This window comes from Pseudomonas rhodesiae (assembly GCF_007858255.1).
In the GTDB taxonomy this organism is placed as follows: domain Bacteria; phylum Pseudomonadota; class Gammaproteobacteria; order Pseudomonadales; family Pseudomonadaceae; genus Aquipseudomonas; species Aquipseudomonas rhodesiae.
In genome coordinates this window covers 331,725-349,994 of sequence record NZ_VFEU01000004.1, presented here as the reverse complement: position 1 = coordinate 349,994, position 18,270 = coordinate 331,725, and the positions used below count along the sequence as shown (strand labels likewise).

11 protein-coding genes and 1 other RNA gene are annotated in these 18,270 nt (G+C 60.6%); 8 read left to right on the top strand and 4 right to left on the bottom strand.

Annotation, left to right across the window (positions count from 1 at the left end; genetic code table 11):
* Positions 1 to 23: 23 nt before the first annotated feature.
* On the bottom strand, positions 24 to 2,423 hold the full coding sequence (gene xdhB / locus FIV35_RS08530) for a xanthine dehydrogenase molybdopterin binding subunit (RefSeq protein ID WP_034138941.1): 2,400 nt from the start codon (positions 2,421 to 2,423) through the stop codon (positions 24 to 26).
* A complete protein-coding gene (gene xdhA, locus FIV35_RS08525; protein ID WP_034138940.1) occupies positions 2,416 to 3,864 on the bottom strand; it encodes a xanthine dehydrogenase small subunit in 1,449 nt (482 codons plus the stop codon). The genes xdhB and xdhA overlap by 8 nt, the downstream gene beginning before the upstream one ends.
* A 279-nt stretch (positions 3,865 to 4,143) precedes the next feature.
* Here xdhA and FIV35_RS08520 point away from each other — a divergent pair, with 279 nt between their 5' ends.
* The 8 genes from FIV35_RS08520 (at position 4,144) to FIV35_RS08485 (ending at position 16,057) form a co-directional block, all read left to right on the top strand.
* The gene (locus FIV35_RS08520) at positions 4,144 to 4,803 is read left to right on the top strand and encodes a GntR family transcriptional regulator (RefSeq protein WP_034114814.1); all 660 of its coding nucleotides are present in this window, start codon (positions 4,144 to 4,146) and stop codon (positions 4,801 to 4,803) included.
* 2 nt (positions 4,804 to 4,805) lie between these two features.
* A complete protein-coding gene (gene smc / locus FIV35_RS08515; RefSeq protein WP_034114813.1) occupies positions 4,806 to 8,294 on the top strand; it encodes a chromosome segregation protein SMC in 3,489 nt (1,162 codons plus the stop codon).
* Positions 8,295 to 8,586: 292 nt separating this feature from the next.
* Positions 8,587 to 9,450: a cell division protein ZipA gene (gene zipA / locus FIV35_RS08510; protein ID WP_034138939.1), complete on the top strand. Its 864-nt coding sequence runs from the start codon at positions 8,587 to 8,589 to the stop codon at positions 9,448 to 9,450.
* 86 nt (positions 9,451 to 9,536) lie between these two features.
* Entirely contained in the window at positions 9,537 to 11,903 is a 2,367-nt protein-coding gene (gene ligA / locus FIV35_RS08505; RefSeq protein ID WP_034138938.1) for an NAD-dependent DNA ligase LigA, read from the top strand.
* Between the two features lie 120 nt (positions 11,904 to 12,023).
* Positions 12,024 to 13,190, top strand: coding sequence for a zinc-binding metallopeptidase family protein (locus FIV35_RS08500; RefSeq protein ID WP_034138937.1), 1,167 nt, complete (start codon positions 12,024 to 12,026; stop codon positions 13,188 to 13,190).
* A gap of 146 nt (positions 13,191 to 13,336) precedes the next feature.
* An RNA gene (ffs, locus tag FIV35_RS08495) (signal recognition particle sRNA small type) lies at positions 13,337 to 13,433 on the top strand.
* 174 nt (positions 13,434 to 13,607) lie between these two features.
* Positions 13,608 to 14,036: a hypothetical protein gene (locus FIV35_RS08490; protein WP_034138936.1), complete on the top strand. Its 429-nt coding sequence runs from the start codon at positions 13,608 to 13,610 to the stop codon at positions 14,034 to 14,036.
* 59 nt (positions 14,037 to 14,095) lie between these two features.
* A complete protein-coding gene (locus FIV35_RS08485) occupies positions 14,096 to 16,057 on the top strand; it encodes a P-loop NTPase family protein (RefSeq protein ID WP_034138935.1) in 1,962 nt (653 codons plus the stop codon).
* A gap of 10 nt (positions 16,058 to 16,067) precedes the next feature.
* On the opposite strand, the gene FIV35_RS08480 is transcribed toward FIV35_RS08485, so the two are convergent.
* Positions 16,068 to 16,790, bottom strand: coding sequence for a retron system putative HNH endonuclease (locus FIV35_RS08480; protein WP_080761469.1), 723 nt, complete (start codon positions 16,788 to 16,790; stop codon positions 16,068 to 16,070).
* Positions 16,787 to 18,163: an AAA family ATPase gene (locus tag FIV35_RS08475; protein ID WP_256203842.1), complete on the bottom strand. Its 1,377-nt coding sequence runs from the start codon at positions 18,161 to 18,163 to the stop codon at positions 16,787 to 16,789. The genes FIV35_RS08480 and FIV35_RS08475 overlap by 4 nt, the downstream gene beginning before the upstream one ends.
* Between the last annotated feature and the right edge of the window lie 107 nt (positions 18,164 to 18,270).

The window sequence follows — 18,270 nt, the reverse complement described above, 5'->3', positions numbered from 1 at the left end:
GCCCCCGATGGCAGCACCTCGATCTAGAGCGAAGCCATCTCGGCTTCAGTCTCAACAGCTGTCGCCGCCTGCAACTGGCGCATCTGTTCGCAACCCCACAACACCCGCTCGGGTGTCGCCGGCGCGTCGATCTTCGGCTGATGGCGATAACCTCCAAGGCTCGCCACCGCATCCTTGATGGCGCACCACGAGGCAATGCCGAGCATGAACGGCGGTTCACCCACGGCCTTGGAGTGGAACACCGTGTCTTCCGGGTTCTTGCGGTTTTCCACCAGCTTCACCCGCAGGTCCAGGGGCATGTCGGCGACCGCCGGGATCTTGTAGCTGGCCGGGCCGTTGGTCATCAATTTGCCTTTGTCGTTCCACACCAGTTCCTCCATGGTCAGCCAGCCCATGCCCTGGATGAAACCGCCTTCCACCTGGCCGATGTCGATGGCCGGGTTCAGCGAAGCGCCCACATCATGAAGGATGTCCGTGCGCAGCATCTTGTATTCGCCGGTCAGGGTATCGACGAGCACTTCGCAACACGCCGCGCCGAACGCGTAGTAATAGAACGGCCGGCCACGGGACTGGCTGCGGTCGTAAAAGATTTTCGGGGTCTTGTAGAACCCGGTGCTCGACAGCGAGACCTGGGCGAAATACGCCTGCTGGATCAGCGCTTCGAAGGTCAGGATCTGCTCGCGCACGCGCACATGGCCATTGTGAAACTGCACATCCGCTTCACTGACGTCGTACTTGCGCGCAGCGAATTCCACCAGGCGCTGCTTGATGGTTTCGGCGGCATTCTGCGCGGCCTTGCCGTTCAGGTCGGCACCGCTGGAAGCGGCGGTCGGCGAAGTGTTGGGCACCTTGTCGGTGTTGGTGGCGGTGATCTGCACGCGGTCGATGCTGACCTGGAACACTTCGGCCACCACCTGGGCGACCTTGGTGTTCAAACCCTGGCCCATCTCGGTGCCGCCATGGTTCAGGTGGATGCTGCCGTCGGTGTAGACATGGATCAGCGCGCCGGCCTGGTTGAGGAAACTGGCGGTAAACGAAATGCCGAATTTGACCGGGGTCAGCGCCAGGCCTTTTTTCAGGATCGGGCTATGGGCGTTGTAGCGACGAATGGCTTCGCGGCGTTCGGCATATTGGCTGCTGGCTTCCAGTTCGGCGGTCATCTCTTCGAGCATGTTGTGCTCGACGGTCTGGTAGTAGTGGGTGACGTTGCGCTCGGTCTTGCCATAGTAGTTGGCCTTGCGCACGGCCAGCGGGTCGAGCGCCAGATGGCGGGCGATGGCGTCCATCACTTCTTCGATGGCAACCATGCCTTGCGGGCCGCCGAACCCCCGGTAAGCGGTGTTGGACGCGGTGTTGGTCTTGCAGCGATGGCCGTTGACCGTGGCGTCGCCCAGGTAATACGAGTTGTCGGCGTGGAACATGGCGCGGTCGACAATCGAGTTCGACAGGTCCGGCGAGCAGCCGCAATTGCCGGCTAGCTCCAGATTGATGCCGTGCAGACGACCGGTGTCGTCGAAGCCCACGTCGTATTCGATATAGAAGGGGTGGCGCTTGCCGGTCATCAGCATGTCTTCGACCCGCGGCAGGCGCATCTTGGTCGGCTGGCCGGTCAGGTGGGCAATCACCGCGCACAGGCATGCCGGGCTGGCGGCCTGGGTCTCCTTGCCGCCGAAACCGCCGCCCATGCGACGCATGTCCACGACGATTTTATTCATCGAAACGTCCAACACTTCGGCCACCAGCTTCTGTACTTCGGTGGGGTTTTGCGTGGAGCAATAGACGATCATGCCGCCGTCTTCGGTGGGCATCACCGAGGAGATTTGGGTTTCCAGGTAGAAGTGCTCCTGGCCGCCGATATGCAGCGTGCCCTGAATGCGATGTTGAGCCGCGGCCAACGCGCCCGCCGAATCGCCACGCTGGTGGGTGTGGCTGTCGAGCACGAAGTGTTTATTGCGATAGGCCTCGACCACATCCAGCACCGGTTCCAGGTCCTGGTATTCGATCACCGCCGCCATCGCCGCTTTACGCGCGGTCTCCAGGTCGCGGGCGGCGACGGCCAGCACCACCTGGCCGACGAACTGCACAGTGTCGATGGCCAGCAGCGGATCGCCGGGCAGCAACGGGCCGATATCTTTCAAACCGGGCACGTCTTCATGGGTGATGACGATGCGCACACCCTCGAAGGCGTAGCAGGGGGCGGTGTCGATGCTGAGGATGCGGGCGTGGGCGCGGTCGGACAGACGCGCGTACACATGCAACTGGTTGGGGAATTCCAGGCGGTCGTCGATGTACTGCGCCTCTCCCGATACGTGCTTGGTGGCGCTGTCATGCTTGACGCTGCGCCCGACTCCGCTGGTCAAGTCCTGGGCGAACAGTTCGGCCAGCTCGGCCTGGGTTTTTGCCACGGCGTGATGGTTAGACATAAGCGGTCACCCGAGTCTCGATATGCGGCGTTTGCAGCTCGATGAAATATTTGCGCAGCAGGTTCTGCGCGCTGAGCAGGCGGTATTCCTTGCTGGCGCGGAAGTCCGACAGCGGGGTGAAATCCTCGGCGAGGGCGGTGCAGGCTTGCTCGACCGTAGCGGCGTTCCAAGTCGCGCCCACCAGCACGGCCTCGCAGTGACGCGCGCGTTTGGGGGTGGCGGCCATGCCACCGAAGGCCACGCGGGCGGCTTGGACCACACCGTTGTCGAGGGTCAGGTTGAAGGCGGCGCAGACCGCGGAAATATCGTCATCCAGGCGTTTGGACACCTTGTAGGCACGGAACAGCGTATGTCCCTTGGGCACGATGATTCTCTCGATGAACTCGCTGTCCTGGCGCGCGGTCACGCGGTAATCGATGAAGTAGTCCTCCAGCGCCAGGGTGCGCCGGGTGTTGCCTTTGCACAACACGATCTGCGCGCCCAGGGCGATCAGCAGCGGCGGCGAATCGCCGATCGGCGAGGCGTTGCCGATATTGCCGCCCAGGGTGCCCTGGTTGCGGATCTGCAGGGAGGCGAAGCGGTGCAGCAGATCGCCGAAGTCCGGATACGCCTGGTGCAACGCGGCGTAGCAGTCGGAGAGCGGGGTGGCGGCGCCGATTTCCAGGCGGTCGTCGAACGACTCGATGCGCTTCATTTCTTCAATGTTGCCGACGTAGATCATCACCGGCAGCGTGCGGTGGAACTGGGTGACTTCCAGCGCCAGGTCGGTGCCGCCGGCCAGTAAGCGGGCTTGCGGATAGGCGTCGTAGAGGTCGGCCAGGTCGGCCAAGGTCAGGGGCACCAGGCAACGTTTATCGCCGCTGTTGAGTTCGCCGGTCTGGGTCGGGGCGATGGCTTTAAGGCGTGCAATGGTCTGGGCTTGGCGGCTGTCGAACTGGTCTGCGGGCTTGTTGCAGCAGGCCTGTTCGGCGGCGGCGAGAATCGGCCGGTAGCCGGTGCAGCGGCACAGGTTGCCGGCCAGGGCCTCATGGGCCTTGGCGCTGTCGGGGGCGTCGCTGTTTTTTTGCAGGGCAAACAACGACATCACGAAACCGGGGGTGCAAAACCCGCATTGCGAGCCGTGGCACTCGACCATCGCCTGCTGCACGCTGTGCAGTTGGCCTTGGTGCTTGAGGTCTTCGACGCTGATCAGTTGTTTGCCATGCAATGACGAAACGAAAGTCAGGCACGAATTAAGGCTGCGATAGCGAATCTGCTCGACGCCCTGGGCATCGCTGTGCAGCTCGCCGACTACCACGGTGCAGGCACCGCAATCGCCGCTGGCGCAGCCTTCCTTGGTGCCGGATTTGCCCACATGCTCACGCAAATAGTTGAGCACGGTCAGGTTGGGGTCCAGGGCGTGCTCGCTACGGAGTTCCTGGTTGAGTAAAAACTGGATCACGGAAGGCCTCGCAGACTCATTATTGTTGTTAACCGCTGTGGGCCGAATCTAGTCATGTCTGACTTTTCGGTCAATTGTTTTCTGACCTAAGGGTCAAGAAAATGCGGTCACAACCCATTCAATTATGGTTCAGTCTTCTGGAACCGGCGTTTTTGGCGGCGTGTAGACAGGCAGAGCTGCTTATTTCATGCCAATTCGCGACAGTGGGCGTAGCGCCATCAGCGGGCCAATGCGCTACACTGCCGCGCTTGTACCGATAGACGATTTTGAAGGAAACCCATGACGTTCAAGGCGCCGGACAGTCTCGCCGAGCAGATCGCTCACCACCTCGCCGAACGTATCATTCGCGGCGATCTCAAGCCTGGGGAGCGCATCCAGGAACAGAAGGTCACGCTGGCACTCAATGTCAGCCGCGGCTCCGTGCGCGAAGCCTTGCTGATCCTTGAACGCCGGCACCTGATCGCGATCCTGCCGCGCCGTGGCGCCCACGTCACCGAACTCACCGCGCACAAGGTGCAAAGCCTGTGCACGTTGATGGGCGAGCTGTACATCCTGCTCGGCAATGCGGTGGCGCAGGGCTGGCAGACCCAGGCCGATATGGCGCCGTTCGTGCAGATCCAGCAGCGTCTGGTGAGCAATTTCGAACGTCAGGACATCCGCGCGTTCGTCGAAGAAAGCTTCAATGTGATGCGCGCCGCGTACCCCTTCGCTAACAACCCGTACTTGCAGGAAACCGTCGAAAACCTGCAACCGGCGATGAACCGCGCCTATTACCTAGCCCTGGACCAACGCAAAGCCGAGATGAGCGAGTACCTGGCGCTGTTCGAGCAACTGCTCGCCGCCGTGCTGGCCCGCGACTTGCCGCAGATCCGCCAGGTGCTGTCGGCCTACGGCCAGCGCAGTTGCTCGCTGGTCATCGCAGCGTTGGCGGACGCCTAAACGTGCGGCTCAAGTGCATCAAACTGGCGGGGTTCAAATCCTTCGTCGACCCGACCACGGTGAACTTCCCCAGTAATATGGCGGCGGTGGTCGGGCCCAATGGTTGCGGCAAGTCGAACATCATCGACGCCGTCCGCTGGGTGATGGGCGAGAGCTCGGCCAAGAACCTGCGCGGCGAGTCGATGACCGACGTCATCTTCAACGGCTCCACCAGCCGCAAGCCGGTGAGCCAGGCCAGCATCGAGCTGGTGTTCGACAACTCCGACGGCACCCTGATCGGCGAATACGCGGCCTATGCGGAAATCTCCATCCGCCGCAAAGTCACGCGCGACAGCCAGAACAGCTACTTCCTCAACGGCACCAAGTGCCGCCGTCGCGACATTACCGATATCTTCCTCGGCACCGGCCTGGGCCCGCGCAGCTATTCGATCATCGAACAGGGCATGATCTCCAAGCTGATCGAAGCCAAGCCCGAGGACCTGCGTAACTTTATCGAGGAAGCGGCCGGCATCTCCAAGTACAAGGAACGCCGCCGCGAGACCGAAAACCGTATCCGCCGCACCCACGAAAACCTCGCCCGCCTGACCGACCTGCGCGAAGAGCTGGAGCGCCAGTTGGAGCGCCTGCACCGGCAGGCCCAGGCCGCCGAGAAGTATCAGGAATACAAGGGCGAAGAGCGCCAGCTAAAGGCGCAATTGTCGGCCCTGCGCTGGCAAGCCTTGAACGATCAAGTGGGCCAGCGCGAAGCGATCATCGGCACCCAGGAAATCAGCTTCGAAGCGCTGGTGGCCGAGCAGCGCAACGCCGACGCCAGCATCGAACGCCTGCGCGACGGGCACCACGATCTGTCCGAGCGCTTCAATCTGGTGCAGGGCCGCTTCTATTCGGTGGGCGGCGATATCGCCCGGGTCGAGCAGAGCATCCAGCACGGCCAGCAGCGTCTGCGCCAATTGCAGGACGATCTGAAGGAAGCCGAGCGCGCGCGCCTGGAGACCGAATCCCACCTGGGCCACGACCGCACCTTGCTGCTGACCCTCGGCGAAGAGCTGGACATGCTCACCCCTGAGCAGGAGATCACCAGCGCCGCCGCCGAAGAAGCTGCCGCCGCCCTGGAAGAAGCCGAAACCACTATGCACGGCTGGCAGGAACAGTGGGACGCCTTCAACCTGCAATCGGCCGAACCGCGCCGCCAGGCCGAAGTGCAGCAGTCGCGCATCCAGCAACTGGAAACCAGTATGGAACGTCTGGCCGAGCGCCAGCGCCGCTTGCAGGAAGAGCGCGTGCTGCTCGCCGCCGACCCGGAAGATGCGGCGATCATGGCGCTCAGCGAGCAACTGGCCGAAAGCGAAATGACCCTGGAAGAACTCGAAGCCAGCGAAGAGCAGCAAGTCGAGCGCCTGGAGCAACTGCGCCAGCAACTGCAACAGGCGACCCAGGCCCAGCAGCAGGCTCAGGGCGACCTGCAACGGCTCAACGGGCGTCTGGCGTCCCTTGAAGCCTTGCAACAAGCCGCGCTGGACCCGGACACCGGTACGGCCGAGTGGCTGCGCGACCAACACCTGGCCGAGCGCCCGCGCCTGGCCGAAGGTTTGAAGGTCGACGCCGGTTGGGAGCTGGCCGTGGAAACTGTGTTAGGCGCCGACCTGCAAGCCGTGCTGGTGGACGATTTCGGCGGCTTCGATCTCGCCGGCTTTGCCCAGGGCGATCTGCGTTTGCTCAGCCCCGCCGCCGATGGCGCGCGGGTGCCGGGCAGCTTGCTGGATAAGGTCGAGGCCGCGATCGATCTGTCGCCGTGGCTGGGCCAGGTGCGGCCGGTGGATTCCCTGGAGCAGGCCCTGGCCCAGCGCGGTCAACTGGCGGTCGGCGAAAGCCTGATCAGCCGCGACGGTTACTGGGTCGGCCGGCACTTTTTGCGCGTGCGTCGCGCCAGTGAAGCGCAAAGCGGCGTTCTGGCCCGTGGCCAGGAAATCGTCAATCTGAGCGCCGAGCGCGAAGAGCGCGAAGCCACCCTCGAACGCCTGGAAACCGAACTGCAAACCCTGCGCGCCACCCAGCGTCAGCAAGAGACCGGCCGCGAGCACCTGCGTCGCCTGTTGCAGGATGAGGCGCGCCAGCAAGGCGAACTCAAGGCGCAGCTATCGGCGAGCAAGGCCAAGGTCGAGCAACTGAGCCTGCGTCGCACCCGTCTCGACGAAGAAGTCGCCGAGATGGGCGAGCAACGCGCGCTGGAGCACGAACAAATCGGCGAAGCGCGCCTGCACTTGCAGGAAGCCCTCGACAGCATGGCTCAGGACACTGAGCAACGGGAACTGCTGCTGGCCCAGCGCGACAGCCTGCGCGAACGTCTCGACCGAGTGCGCCAGGAAGCGCGCCAGCACAAGGATCACGCCCATCAGTTGGCGGTGCGCCTGGGCTCGCTCAAAGCCCAGCACGCGTCCACGGCCCAGGCCCTTGAGCGCCTGGAGATGCAATCCGAGCGCCTGACCGAAAAGCGCGAACAACTGAGCCTGAATCTGGAAGAGGGCGAAGCGCCGCTGGAAGAGTTGCGCCTCAAGCTCGAAGAGTTGCTCGACAAGCGCATGACCGTCGACGAAGAACTCAAGACCGCACAGATCGCCCTGGAAGACGCCGACCGCGAACTGCGCGACGCGGAAAAACGCCGGACCCAGGCCGAGCAGCAGTCCCAGTTGATTCGTGGCCAGCTCGAACAACAGCGCATGGAATGGCAAGCCCTGACCGTGCGCCGCAAAACCTTGCAGGACCAACTGCTCGAAGACGGCTACGACCTGCACGGCGTGCTCAATACCCTGACCGCCCAGGCCAACGAGAAAGACGCCGAAGAAGAACTCGAACGCATTGCCGCGCGGATTCAACGCCTCGGCGCGATCAACCTCGCGGCCATCGACGAATACCAGCAGCAATCCGAACGTAAGCGCTACCTGGACGCTCAGGACGCGGATCTGGTGGAAGCCCTCGACACCCTGGAAAACGTAATTCGCAAGATCGACAAAGAGACCCGCAACCGTTTCAAAGATACCTTTGATCAGATTAATGGCGGTTTACAGGCGTTATTCCCAAAAGTTTTCGGTGGCGGCAGCGCTTACTTGGAACTGACGGGCGAAGATCTACTCGATACAGGGGTGACGATCATGGCGCGCCCACCGGGTAAGAAGAACAGCACCATTCATTTGCTGTCCGGTGGGGAAAAAGCCCTGACCGCCTTGGCGTTGGTGTTTGCGATCTTCAAGCTGAACCCGGCGCCGTTCTGCATGCTCGATGAAGTGGATGCACCGCTCGATGATGCGAACGTTGGACGCTACGCGCGGTTGGTCAAAGAGATGTCCCAGACCGTGCAGTTCATCTATATCACCCACAACAAGATCGCCATGGAAATGGCTGATCAACTGATGGGGGTGACGATGCACGAGCCGGGTTGTTCGCGCTTGGTGGCGGTGGATGTGGAAGAGGCGATGGCGATGGTGGACGCCTGACGGCAAGCTTCAAGCGGTAAGTGAGTCAGCTTGAAGCTTGTCGCTCAGGGCCTGTGACTCACAGTTGGCGTCTGCTGTAGGAGATTGCCTGCTACGCCTGAAAGCTGGCAATTCGACACATTTCGCGCCAACTGTGTAAAGTTATCTTTGGTCGTGCTAGTTTAATGTCAATTTTTCGTGTGCGTGGGCAAAACGTCAGTCAGAACATAGAGTTGGCGCCACGTTTTAAAGCGGTTTGCACGATGCTAAACCCCTTATTTTTCAGCATTTTTTATTAGAGGCACGGGATTACATGGAAATCGGTCTGCGCGAGTGGCTGATCGTCATCGGCATTATTGTCATTGCCGGTATTCTTTTTGATGGCTGGCGCCGCATGCGTGGTGGCAAGGGCAAGCTCAAATTCCGTCTGGACCGTAACCTGTCCAACCTGCCCGACGACGACGGCAGCGCCGAGCTACTGGGGCCGCCCCGTGTGCTGGACACCCATAAAGAGCCGCAGCTGGACGAGCACGACCTGCCGTCGATGAGCGCGCCGGTGCGTGAAGCCCGCGAGCCATCGTCCAAACGCGGTAAACGCAGTGGCGCAGCGGTTGCCGAACCCCATCAGGGTGACCTTAACCTCGACGTGGATGAAGGCCCGAGTTTCAGCAGCCGTGACGACGATTTCCCTGATGAGAACGCCGCCAAGAACGCGCCGCGCCAATCGGTCAACGATCAGCCGGCCGCCGAAGAAGTGCTGGTGATCAGCGTGATCTGCCGCGACGCCGCCGGTTTCAAAGGCCCTGCGCTGTTGCAGAACATTCTCGAAAGCGGCCTGCGGTTCGGCGAGATGGATATCTTCCACCGCCACGAAAGCATGGCGGGCAACGGCGAAGTGCTGTTCTCCATGGCCAATGCCGTCAAGCCGGGTACTTTCGATCTGGACGATATCGACCTGTTCAGCACGCCTGCGGTGAGCTTCTTCCTCGGTCTGCCAGGCCCGCGCCACCCGAAACAAGCATTCGATGTGATGGTGGCCGCAGCACGCAAGCTGTCCCAGGAACTCAACGGCGAGCTGAAGGACGACCAACGCAGCGTCCTGACCGCCCAGACCATCGAACACTACCGTCAGCGCATCGTCGAGTTCGAGCGTCGCGCCCTGACACAGAAACGCTGAGGATTGGCCTCAAGCGTTGTCGATAGAATAAGCGCACCACCATTTGAGCAGCTTCGGCTGCTCTTTTGCTTTATGAGAGAACACCCATGACCGCCGCCCATACCCGCATCCTCGAACTGCGCGCTGAACTGGATCAGCACAACTACCGGTATTACGTCCTCGACGAGCCGAGCATCCCGGACGCCGAATACGACCGGCTGTTCCACGAACTCAAGGCACTTGAAGACGAGCACCCTGATCTGGTCACGCGGGATTCACCGACGCAGCGGGTCGGCGGCGCGGCGCTGTCGGCGTTCACCCAGGTCAAGCATGAGATTCCGATGCTCAGCCTGGGCAACGCCTTCGATGAAGCCAGCATGCTTGAGTTCGATCGTCGTGTTACTGAAGGTCTCGATCTGCCGGTGGGGGATCTGTTTGGCGGTGGCGCGGCGGTGGAGTACAGCTGCGAGCCGAAACTCGATGGCCTGGCGGTCAGCCTGTTGTATCAAGACGGCGAGCTGGTGCGCGGCGCCACCCGGGGCGACGGCACCACCGGCGAAGACATCAGCGTCAACGTGCGCACCGTGCGCAATATCCCCTTGAAGCTGCATGGCAGCGGCTGGCCGGCGACCCTGGAAGTGCGCGGCGAGGTGTTTATGTCCAAGGCCGGTTTCGAGCGGCTTAACGCTTCGCAACTGGAGGTGGGCGGCAAGACCTTTGCCAACCCGCGCAATGCCGCTGCCGGTAGCCTGCGCCAGTTGGATTCGAAAATCACCGCCAGCCGCCCGCTGGAGTTCTGCTGCTATGGGATTGGTCAGGTCACGGCGGACATCAGCGACACCCATATCGGCAACCTCAAGCAGTTACAGAAGTGGGGGCTGCCGATCAGTCACGATCTGAAGCTGGCCAAGGGGATTCAGGAGTGCCTCGATTACTACCGCGACATCGGCGAGCGACGTAACAGCCTGCCGTATGAAATCGATGGTGTGGTGTTCAAGGTCAACAGCCTTGCCTCCCAGCGCGAGCTGGGCTTTCGCGCCCGTGAGCCGCGCTGGGCCATCGCCCACAAGTTTCCGGCCATGGAAGAACTCACCGAACTGCTCGACGTGGAATTCCAAGTCGGCCGTACCGGCGCCGTGACTCCGGTGGCCCGCCTGAAACCAGTCAAGGTCGCGGGGGTGACCGTGTCCAACGCCACCTTGCACAACATGGACGAAGTGGCGCGCCTGGGCCTGATGATCGGCGACACCGTGATCATCCGCCGTGCCGGTGATGTGATCCCGCAGGTGGTCTCAGTGGTCACCGATCGCCGCCCGGAACATGCGCGTGCGGTGCAGATTCCTGAAAGCTGCCCGGTGTGCGGTTCCCATGTGGAACGCACGCAACTGGTCAAGCGCAGCAAGGGCAAGGAAACCGTCAGCGAAGGCGCGGTGTACCGTTGCGTCGGGCGCCTGGCCTGTGGCGCGCAGCTCAAGCAAGCGATCATCCACTTTGTGTCCCGTCGCGCCATGGACATCGACGGCCTGGGCGACAAAACCATTGAGCAATTGGTGGATGAACACCTCATCGCGTCACCGGCCGACCTGTACAAGCTCAAGTACGAGCAGATCATCGACCTGGAAGGCTTTGCCGATATCTCCAGCAAAAAGCTGATCACCGCCATCGAAAACAGCAAATCGCCGACCCTCGCACGCTTTATCTACGCCCTGGGCATTCCCGATGTGGGCGAGGAGACCGCCAAGGTGTTGGCGCGCTCGCTGGCGTCCCTTGCGCGCGTGCAGCAGGCGCTGCCGGAGGTACTGACGTACTTGCCGGACGTGGGTCTGGAAGTGGCGCACGAGATCCACAGTTTCTTTGAGGACAGCCATAACCAGCAGGTGATCGGTGCGTTGCTTTCGCCGAACGAATGCGGCCTGCAATTGCAGGATCAGGGCGACCTGAGCGCGGAGTTTGCCGCCAGTGCGACCCTGGGCGGGCTGCTTGACAAGCTCAATATCCCCAGCGTCGGCCCCGGCGCTGCGCAGAAATTGGCGGACAAGTTCGGCAGCCTTGACGGCGTAATCCAGGCCGACTGGCTGGACATGCGCCAGGCACTGCCTGAAAAGCAGGCCAAGGCCGTGCGCGACTTCTTCGATAATCCGCAGAACGCCCGCCGTGCACAGGCCATCGAGCAGCAGCTCAAGGATTTCGGCATGCACTGGCACAGCGCGAAGAAAGTCGTAGAAGGCTTGCCGGAAGCCGGTCACACCTGGGTGCTGACAGGCTCGTTGGAGCTGATGAGCCGCGATGTGGCCAAGGACAAACTGGAAAGCCTGGGCGCCAAGGTCGCCGGTTCCGTCTCGGCCAAGACCCACTGTGTGGTCGCTGGCCCTGGGGCTGGTTCAAAGCTGGCCAAGGCCACCGAACTGGGCCTGAAGGTGCTGGATGAAGAGGCGTTTGTTGCCTTTCTGGCCCAGCACAACGTGACTGTCTGATGGCGTGTGCCGGGCGCGGGCTTGCCGCGCGCCGGGCGGCGCTGCAACCCTTACAGCAGTGAAGTGGAACGATCCCAAGCCCTGAATGATCTAGTCTGGGTCACCTAGGGAGAGATCGCCATGTTCCGCTATTTCGAGCAACTCAGTTCGCGCATCGCCGCACCGTTCATGGCCGATACTTCGCGTAACAGCAAAGTCTGGCAATGCCGCTGCGGCCAGCCGCTGTTCTTTCGCAATAGCCAGTGCCTGGCTTGCTCGGCGCTGTTGGGGTACCAGCCGCAGCAGAGCCGCTTGGCGTCCCTACAGCCCGGGCCCGTTGCCGGAACGTGGCTGCAGGACGGCAATCTCGACGCCGGGGCCTTCCGCCGTTGCGCCAACCTCGACACCCCGGCGGCCTGCAACTGGCTGATCCCGGCCCACAGCACTGCGCCGTTGTGCGTGGCCTGCAGCCTCAATCGCACCATTCCCGACCTGTCCATCGTGGACAACCACGAACGCTGGCGCAAAGTGGAAACCGCCAAGCGCCGCCTGGTGGCGCAATTGATCAGCCTGGGCCTGCAGGTGGTGCCCAAGAGCGTCGACGAAGAGACCGGCCTGGCCTTCGACTTTATCGGTGTCGACCTGGAGGGCAACGCGCCCACCACCGGGCATGCCAACGGCCTGATCACCCTCGACATCAAGGAAGCCGACGACGCCCACCGCGAGAAAGTCCGCGTGCAGATGCACGAGCCTTACCGCACCTTGCTCGGTCATTTTCGCCATGAAGTCGGCCATTACTATTGGGATCGCCTGATCGCCGGCAGCCACTGGATCGAACCGTTTCGCCAACTGTTCGGTGACGAACGCGCCAGCTACGCCGAGGCCCTCGACCGGCATTATCATCACGGCCCGCGGCCGGACTGGCAGGAAACCTGCGTCAGCGCCTACGCCACCATGCACCCCTGGGAAGACTGGGCGGAAACCTGGGCACATTACCTGCACATGATGGACGCCGTGGATACCGCCCTAGGCTTCGGCATGAGCGCGCGGGAGATGGACCTGGATTACCAACCATTCCCCCTTGCCACCCTCTACGATCCCGCGCACCCCGGCGGTCCGGCGTTTCTGGCGTTCGTCAATGCGTGGATCGAACTGGCCGGCATGCTCAACGAACTGTCGCGCAGCATGGGCCAACCGGATTTCTACCCCTTCGTACTGCCACCGGCAGTGATCGCCAAACTGCACTTTATCCATCTGGTGATCCAGGAAGAGGGCGGCCGCGCGGACGAGGTGCTGCAAGCACAATGATTAACCATGTGGGAAGGGCGTGCTGACGGCCATGGCAAGTGCTTGAACCTCTTCATATTTTTAATCCGTCACCAACGGTTGTAACTTCCGATGAGATCGGTACAATGGCGCGGCTTGCCGAGAGGCCAGCGTCGTTATGGTGACCCCATCGGTCCCCCCGCAACGATTACCCGTTAACCTGGTCAGGCCCGGAAGGGAGCAGCCACAGCGGGAACATTGTGTGCCGGGGTGTGGCTGGTGGGGTTGCCTCCATAACGCTCTTCTTTAGTTGTTCATCCCAATATCCAAAAAAACTGTTTGCGAACCATCTGCCCTTGAGCAGTCCATGGTGGCATTGTCGCGACGGTCAAAAACTCACGCCAGCTCGGCAGTTTATCGGTGGCATACTTCACTGCCTGGCAACCGGAGGCAGCGCAAGTGGAAAAAGTTGACGACCTCACACGAGAAAAACTGCGGGAATGGCAGATGCGGCGCTTGGAGATCAAGGACCGTATCCAGGCACACCCGGAACAGACCCTGGCGTTGTCGAAGGTGTTGGACCTGATGGACGAGGAGCACGCCGAGATTATGAGCGGTGCGCAGTTTGTCCGTACTGCCGAGCCGAGCCCTGGGCCGAAGCTCGATCAGCCTCCACCGATCGCCGCTACCTACCAGTTGCACTTGGACGTGTCCGCCCACAGCGCCGAAGACCTGCGGCGTTTGCTCGATATGGCCGTTCATGAACTGCAACGGCAGATTGAACTGGCCAGCGCACCGGCCTCCACCGGGCCACGGCGTTACCCCGGTGGCATGGCGGGCTCTCTGGGTGGCTATCAATTCGAGGTGGGCGTCGGTCAGGATGCCTGACAGGCTTAACCGCTGAATCCATTTGACTGACCTCATTCGGCCCCTGGCCGCGAGGATGTATGCAACCGGAACACTTCGATTTATCCAGCCCCGTTTTCCTACCGGTTACCGACGACACCTGCAGCGCCTTGCTCGGTGCCGACGGTGTCGCGCACCTGGATACCCTGACAGACCCGGAGCTGGCTGCGGTACTGGTCATTCAGAACCTGGCGCAGGCCGCGCCAGCGGACCTCAACGGTGCCGCCGCCGAGCGTGTGCTGGTCAAGTTGATCGGTTGGGCGATGAACACGCCGACGTCCGGCACGGCGGCGTTGCTGCCCGAAGCGCGGCGGTTGTTCGATCCGCGCAAGTTGTACTTCGGCATCAATGCGCTCAAAAACCTCAACCTGCGCCTGTTACTGGCCGAAGAGGTCGCGGCGCGTGATTATCTGCTGCCCGACGGCCAGTGGGATGTGACCTACAAAGTCCGCCAGCGGCGCAGCAACAATCCCTTCAGCCAGCAGATGATCACTCCCCGGCACCGCGAGCGTTGGCTCAGCCCGGCGCAGGACAAGCTGGTGCGCACCTTTCGCGCCAATCTCAATGAAGACCTGCACGTGCAAGGCTATGCCGGTATCGGCAAGAGCCACTTGCTGGGCGCGTTGCTGGAGTGTCTGCGCCCGGAAAAAACCCTGATCCTGGCGCGCACCGGAGCCAAATTAGCTACGTTGCGCGAGCGCATGGGGCTGACGCGGGACAGCAAGGCCGGTTCGACCTTCGCCGCGTTTGCCAAAGCGCTGTTGCAGAACGGGCGGCCAACCGCAGACAAAACACCGGCCAGGTTGCCTAGCAAGCAGGCGGTGGCCCAAGCCCTGGATATCCTGGGTTGGCGCGGCCACGATGGTCAGGCGACGTTGAATGTGTGCCTCAAGGTGCTTGAGAACTACTGCGACTCCAGCCATCACAGCCTCTCGGCCCGGCACTTTCCTCACTTCAAGCAAGCCTTGTCCAGTCTGGATGCACAGGTCTTGCTGGAATACTCAAGCCGCGTGTGGACGTACCTGGAGCGCCATCCGCAGTGGGTCGTCCAGACCGAGTTCGCCACATTGTGGTTGATCAAGCGCGCCAGCCTGGAAGGCTGCGAAGTGCCGCCGCGGTTTACCCATGTGCTGATCGATGAAAGCCAGGACATCCCGGCCTCGTTGCTGCAGATCATCGAGCGCGGCCGTCAGGTGCTGATCACCCTGGGCGACGAATACCAGTTGGCCACCGGCGTGATGGTGCGGCGCAAGCGTGAAGTCCGGCACACCGATATCAGCTATTCGGTGCGTTCCGGCCGCAATGTCGAGCGCCTGGTCAACCCCTTGATCAGCGTGCATTCGCAGAAGAGCAAGGTTCCGTTCGAAGGCGCGCGGGACGCCGATGTCAGCATCGAACATTACCCCCAGGGCTTCGTGCCGCCGGAAGGCTGCGTAGTGTTGACCGCGTCCCCTTGGGACACGATGAAGTGGGCGATCCAGTTACAGCAGGCCCATTGCCCGTTCGCCTTGTTCGACAGCGCGGCGCAGCGCGATCTGGAGCGCTTTATGATCAGCGCCATTGCGTTGTTCAAACCGCAGTTCTACAGCACCGAGCACACCGACAAAGGCCCCCACGCCTATTTCAGCGACCTGGCCGACTGGCAGCAGGTGCGCGAGGCCGGGCAGTTCGACGAAGCGTTCCTGTGGGTCGAGCATGAGCTGGAAAAAGGCTTCAACGTGGCCGATGTCACCCGCCTGAACCGACTGGCCGGCGAGCCCGACAAACGCTGCCGGCTGATGCTGGCGCAAGAGGCCGGCGGCATGGAGTTCGACTGCGTGTTGCTCACCCCGGAATTGCTGAGCAACGTGAAGTTCAAGGATGCGTATGCCTTCGATCAACGATTGTGCGAGGTGTACATCGCGATTTCACGGGCCAGGCGCCAGCTCTATCTGCCTTACGATGTGGTCGAGTGGATCGATTACCACAAGTATCAGAAGACCCGTGAGACTCATGGCTTTTAACTGAGTTGATTTACGCATCGACGGGGTTCTGTGTCAGTACCTCTTCTGCAATGTCTCCGAAAAAAGTTCGTGTAAGACTGAAAAAAGGGCTTAGCTGCTTGCCGCGAGGAACGAGGTCGATACTTGCCAGGCAGTAAAGGCTCATATCTTGGTCAATGTGATCTTCGAAAAGCACCTGTAACTCGTCCCACCATTGCTGACGCAGGTTCTGAAGGAAGTGGCTGTTCAAGTTAAGTAACCCAATGGTGTACAACGCTCTGTCTTCGTCTTCTATGGACAGCTTATCCGCAGGCACTATGCGGCCGTCAGATAGGTAGGCGAAAAAACGACGGCAATCGGGATGATGGCAGGAGACAAAGCGCTTGATATCGACCGCATCGGATTTTCCGAGTGCATGTCCGCCGAAAACTTCTGACGCTCGGCCTTTGAATGTATGCAAATCGCTTTCGCTATCTAGAGCGGACGCGGCGAGGTTGTGGTAGTCAAAAGTGCGCTGAGGGTTCTGGCTCTTATTTTCGACGTGTTCTATATGAAAGCCTAAACCGATCTGGTCGGGACGAATCTCACTGTAGCAACATAGGCCGTATTGTTCTTCCAGAAGGTAGGCGAGAACTTGCTGTTTGTACTTAAATCCAGACCATCGGCTGTCCGCCGCCTCTGCTGAGATGGGCGGATTGGAATTTGAGTTGTTCAGTTGATAGGGACCGTGGCCACGCTTGCAAACAGCTCTCATTTTTTAAGCGCTCTTTGTCGTTTTATGCTGCGATGCAGGCGCTGAAGCTGGGGGTGCTGATCACCCAATGCTTTTGTAAGTCGCGCCATCAATTCAATGGCTGGCTCTTCATCGTACCGACCCTTGTCGACCCATTCAGTGAGTTGCAACAACTCAGGTTTTTCAATGACCGGTGGCTGCGGGTCAACTTGCATTACGCTATGTAGAACGCTGCTGCTTGGCTCACCGTAAGTCATCGCCAGAGGTGGCGAGGCAACCAGATTGCCTTGTATATCCTTGCCAATCACTCGAATGTTTTCGCGCCGCACGGTGCTTAATACTTGTGGGCTATGCGTGGTGACAATGAATTGCATGGCTGGGAAAGCTCCACGCAATGAGGCCAGAACTGTTTGTTGCCAATGGGGATGGAGAAACATGTCCACCTCATCGATCAACGCAATACCGTGGGTTTTCAACGGTGCCTCAACGCCGAGATGCGGATTTAACTTGCAAGCGCGAAAAGCAAGATCCGCGACCATCGCAATTGCATTACGCAAACCATCGCTAAGCATGTCTACAGGCAGTATCCCTTGTTCAGGATGATGCATGATCAGTTGCTGTTGATGGCTCTCGCTGTACTCAAGGCTGTGCCAGCCAGTGGGGGCTTGAATCAATCGGTCAATCGCTTCTTTGATCGATTTGATGATTTGTCCGAATCGAGTTCCAAGCTCAGACAGTTGCGCGTTACGTTCCAGGGCAACGACCTGAGCTTCGCGATAGCTGCGATAGATCCAGCCATACCATGCTGTAAAGGTTTTGAAACTCGACGAGTAAGAAAGACAGTTCAGATAGCCTGAAGTCCTGGAGTATTCGGATTTGTCAAGAGTGGTTTGGGCCGCGGCCGAGGTGAAGCGCCCCTCAAACCAGAGCCGAGACGTTCCCAGGTAAGTGATCAGAGGTAGAACAACAGATTCATCACGACGAACTTTTTCCTGCAGTGATTTGCTGTACCCCGTCAGGGCTTTAGCGCCGGTGTCTGCGAGTGTATTGGTTGATTTTTTCAAGCGCGTACGTTGTTGTAACCAATGGCGTTCCAGTTCGCCGTCATCCCACGGGCCAGACGCTTCAATAATGCTCGGTATCTGAGGTTCCATATTGCCGCTGCTAAGGTGGGCAAGACGTACGTCGTCGATTTGAATTGTCGCGGATTTTCCGGTCTGACTACCGAGGTCAAAACCTTTTACAAACGGCCATAAAGCAACCCGAGCCGCATCCAGGATAGTGGTTTTGCCACCACCGTTGGAGGCAATCAAGACAGTCAGATGAGGATCGAAGTCGATATCGAACTCTCCAAAGCAGCGGTAATTGCGCACGCGCAGTTTGTCGAGCCTCACAGTCGTTCCTCCGGTTTCATCATATGGCCAGGCAAAGGGACATCCCATTGCATTGCTGGGTGTACAGCATACTAGAGCGGACGGCGAAAACGCGAAGTTAAGCCGTG

Excerpts from the sequence above, each read along its gene's own strand:
- xdhB (WP_034138941.1), bottom strand. The coding sequence starts at position 2,423 with ATGTCTAACCATCACGCCGTGGCAAAAACCCAGGCCGAGCTGGCCGAA.
- FIV35_RS08520 (WP_034114814.1), top strand. The coding sequence starts at position 4,144 with ATGACGTTCAAGGCGCCGGACAGTCTCGCCGAGCAGATCGCTCACCAC.
- zipA (WP_034138939.1), top strand. The coding sequence starts at position 8,587 with ATGGAAATCGGTCTGCGCGAGTGGCTGATCGTCATCGGCATTATTGTC.
- ligA (WP_034138938.1), top strand. The coding sequence starts at position 9,537 with ATGACCGCCGCCCATACCCGCATCCTCGAACTGCGCGCTGAACTGGAT.
- FIV35_RS08500 (WP_034138937.1), top strand. The coding sequence starts at position 12,024 with ATGTTCCGCTATTTCGAGCAACTCAGTTCGCGCATCGCCGCACCGTTC.
- FIV35_RS08485 (WP_034138935.1), top strand. The coding sequence starts at position 14,096 with ATGCAACCGGAACACTTCGATTTATCCAGCCCCGTTTTCCTACCGGTT.
- FIV35_RS08480 (WP_080761469.1), bottom strand. The coding sequence starts at position 16,790 with ATGAGAGCTGTTTGCAAGCGTGGCCACGGTCCCTATCAACTGAACAAC.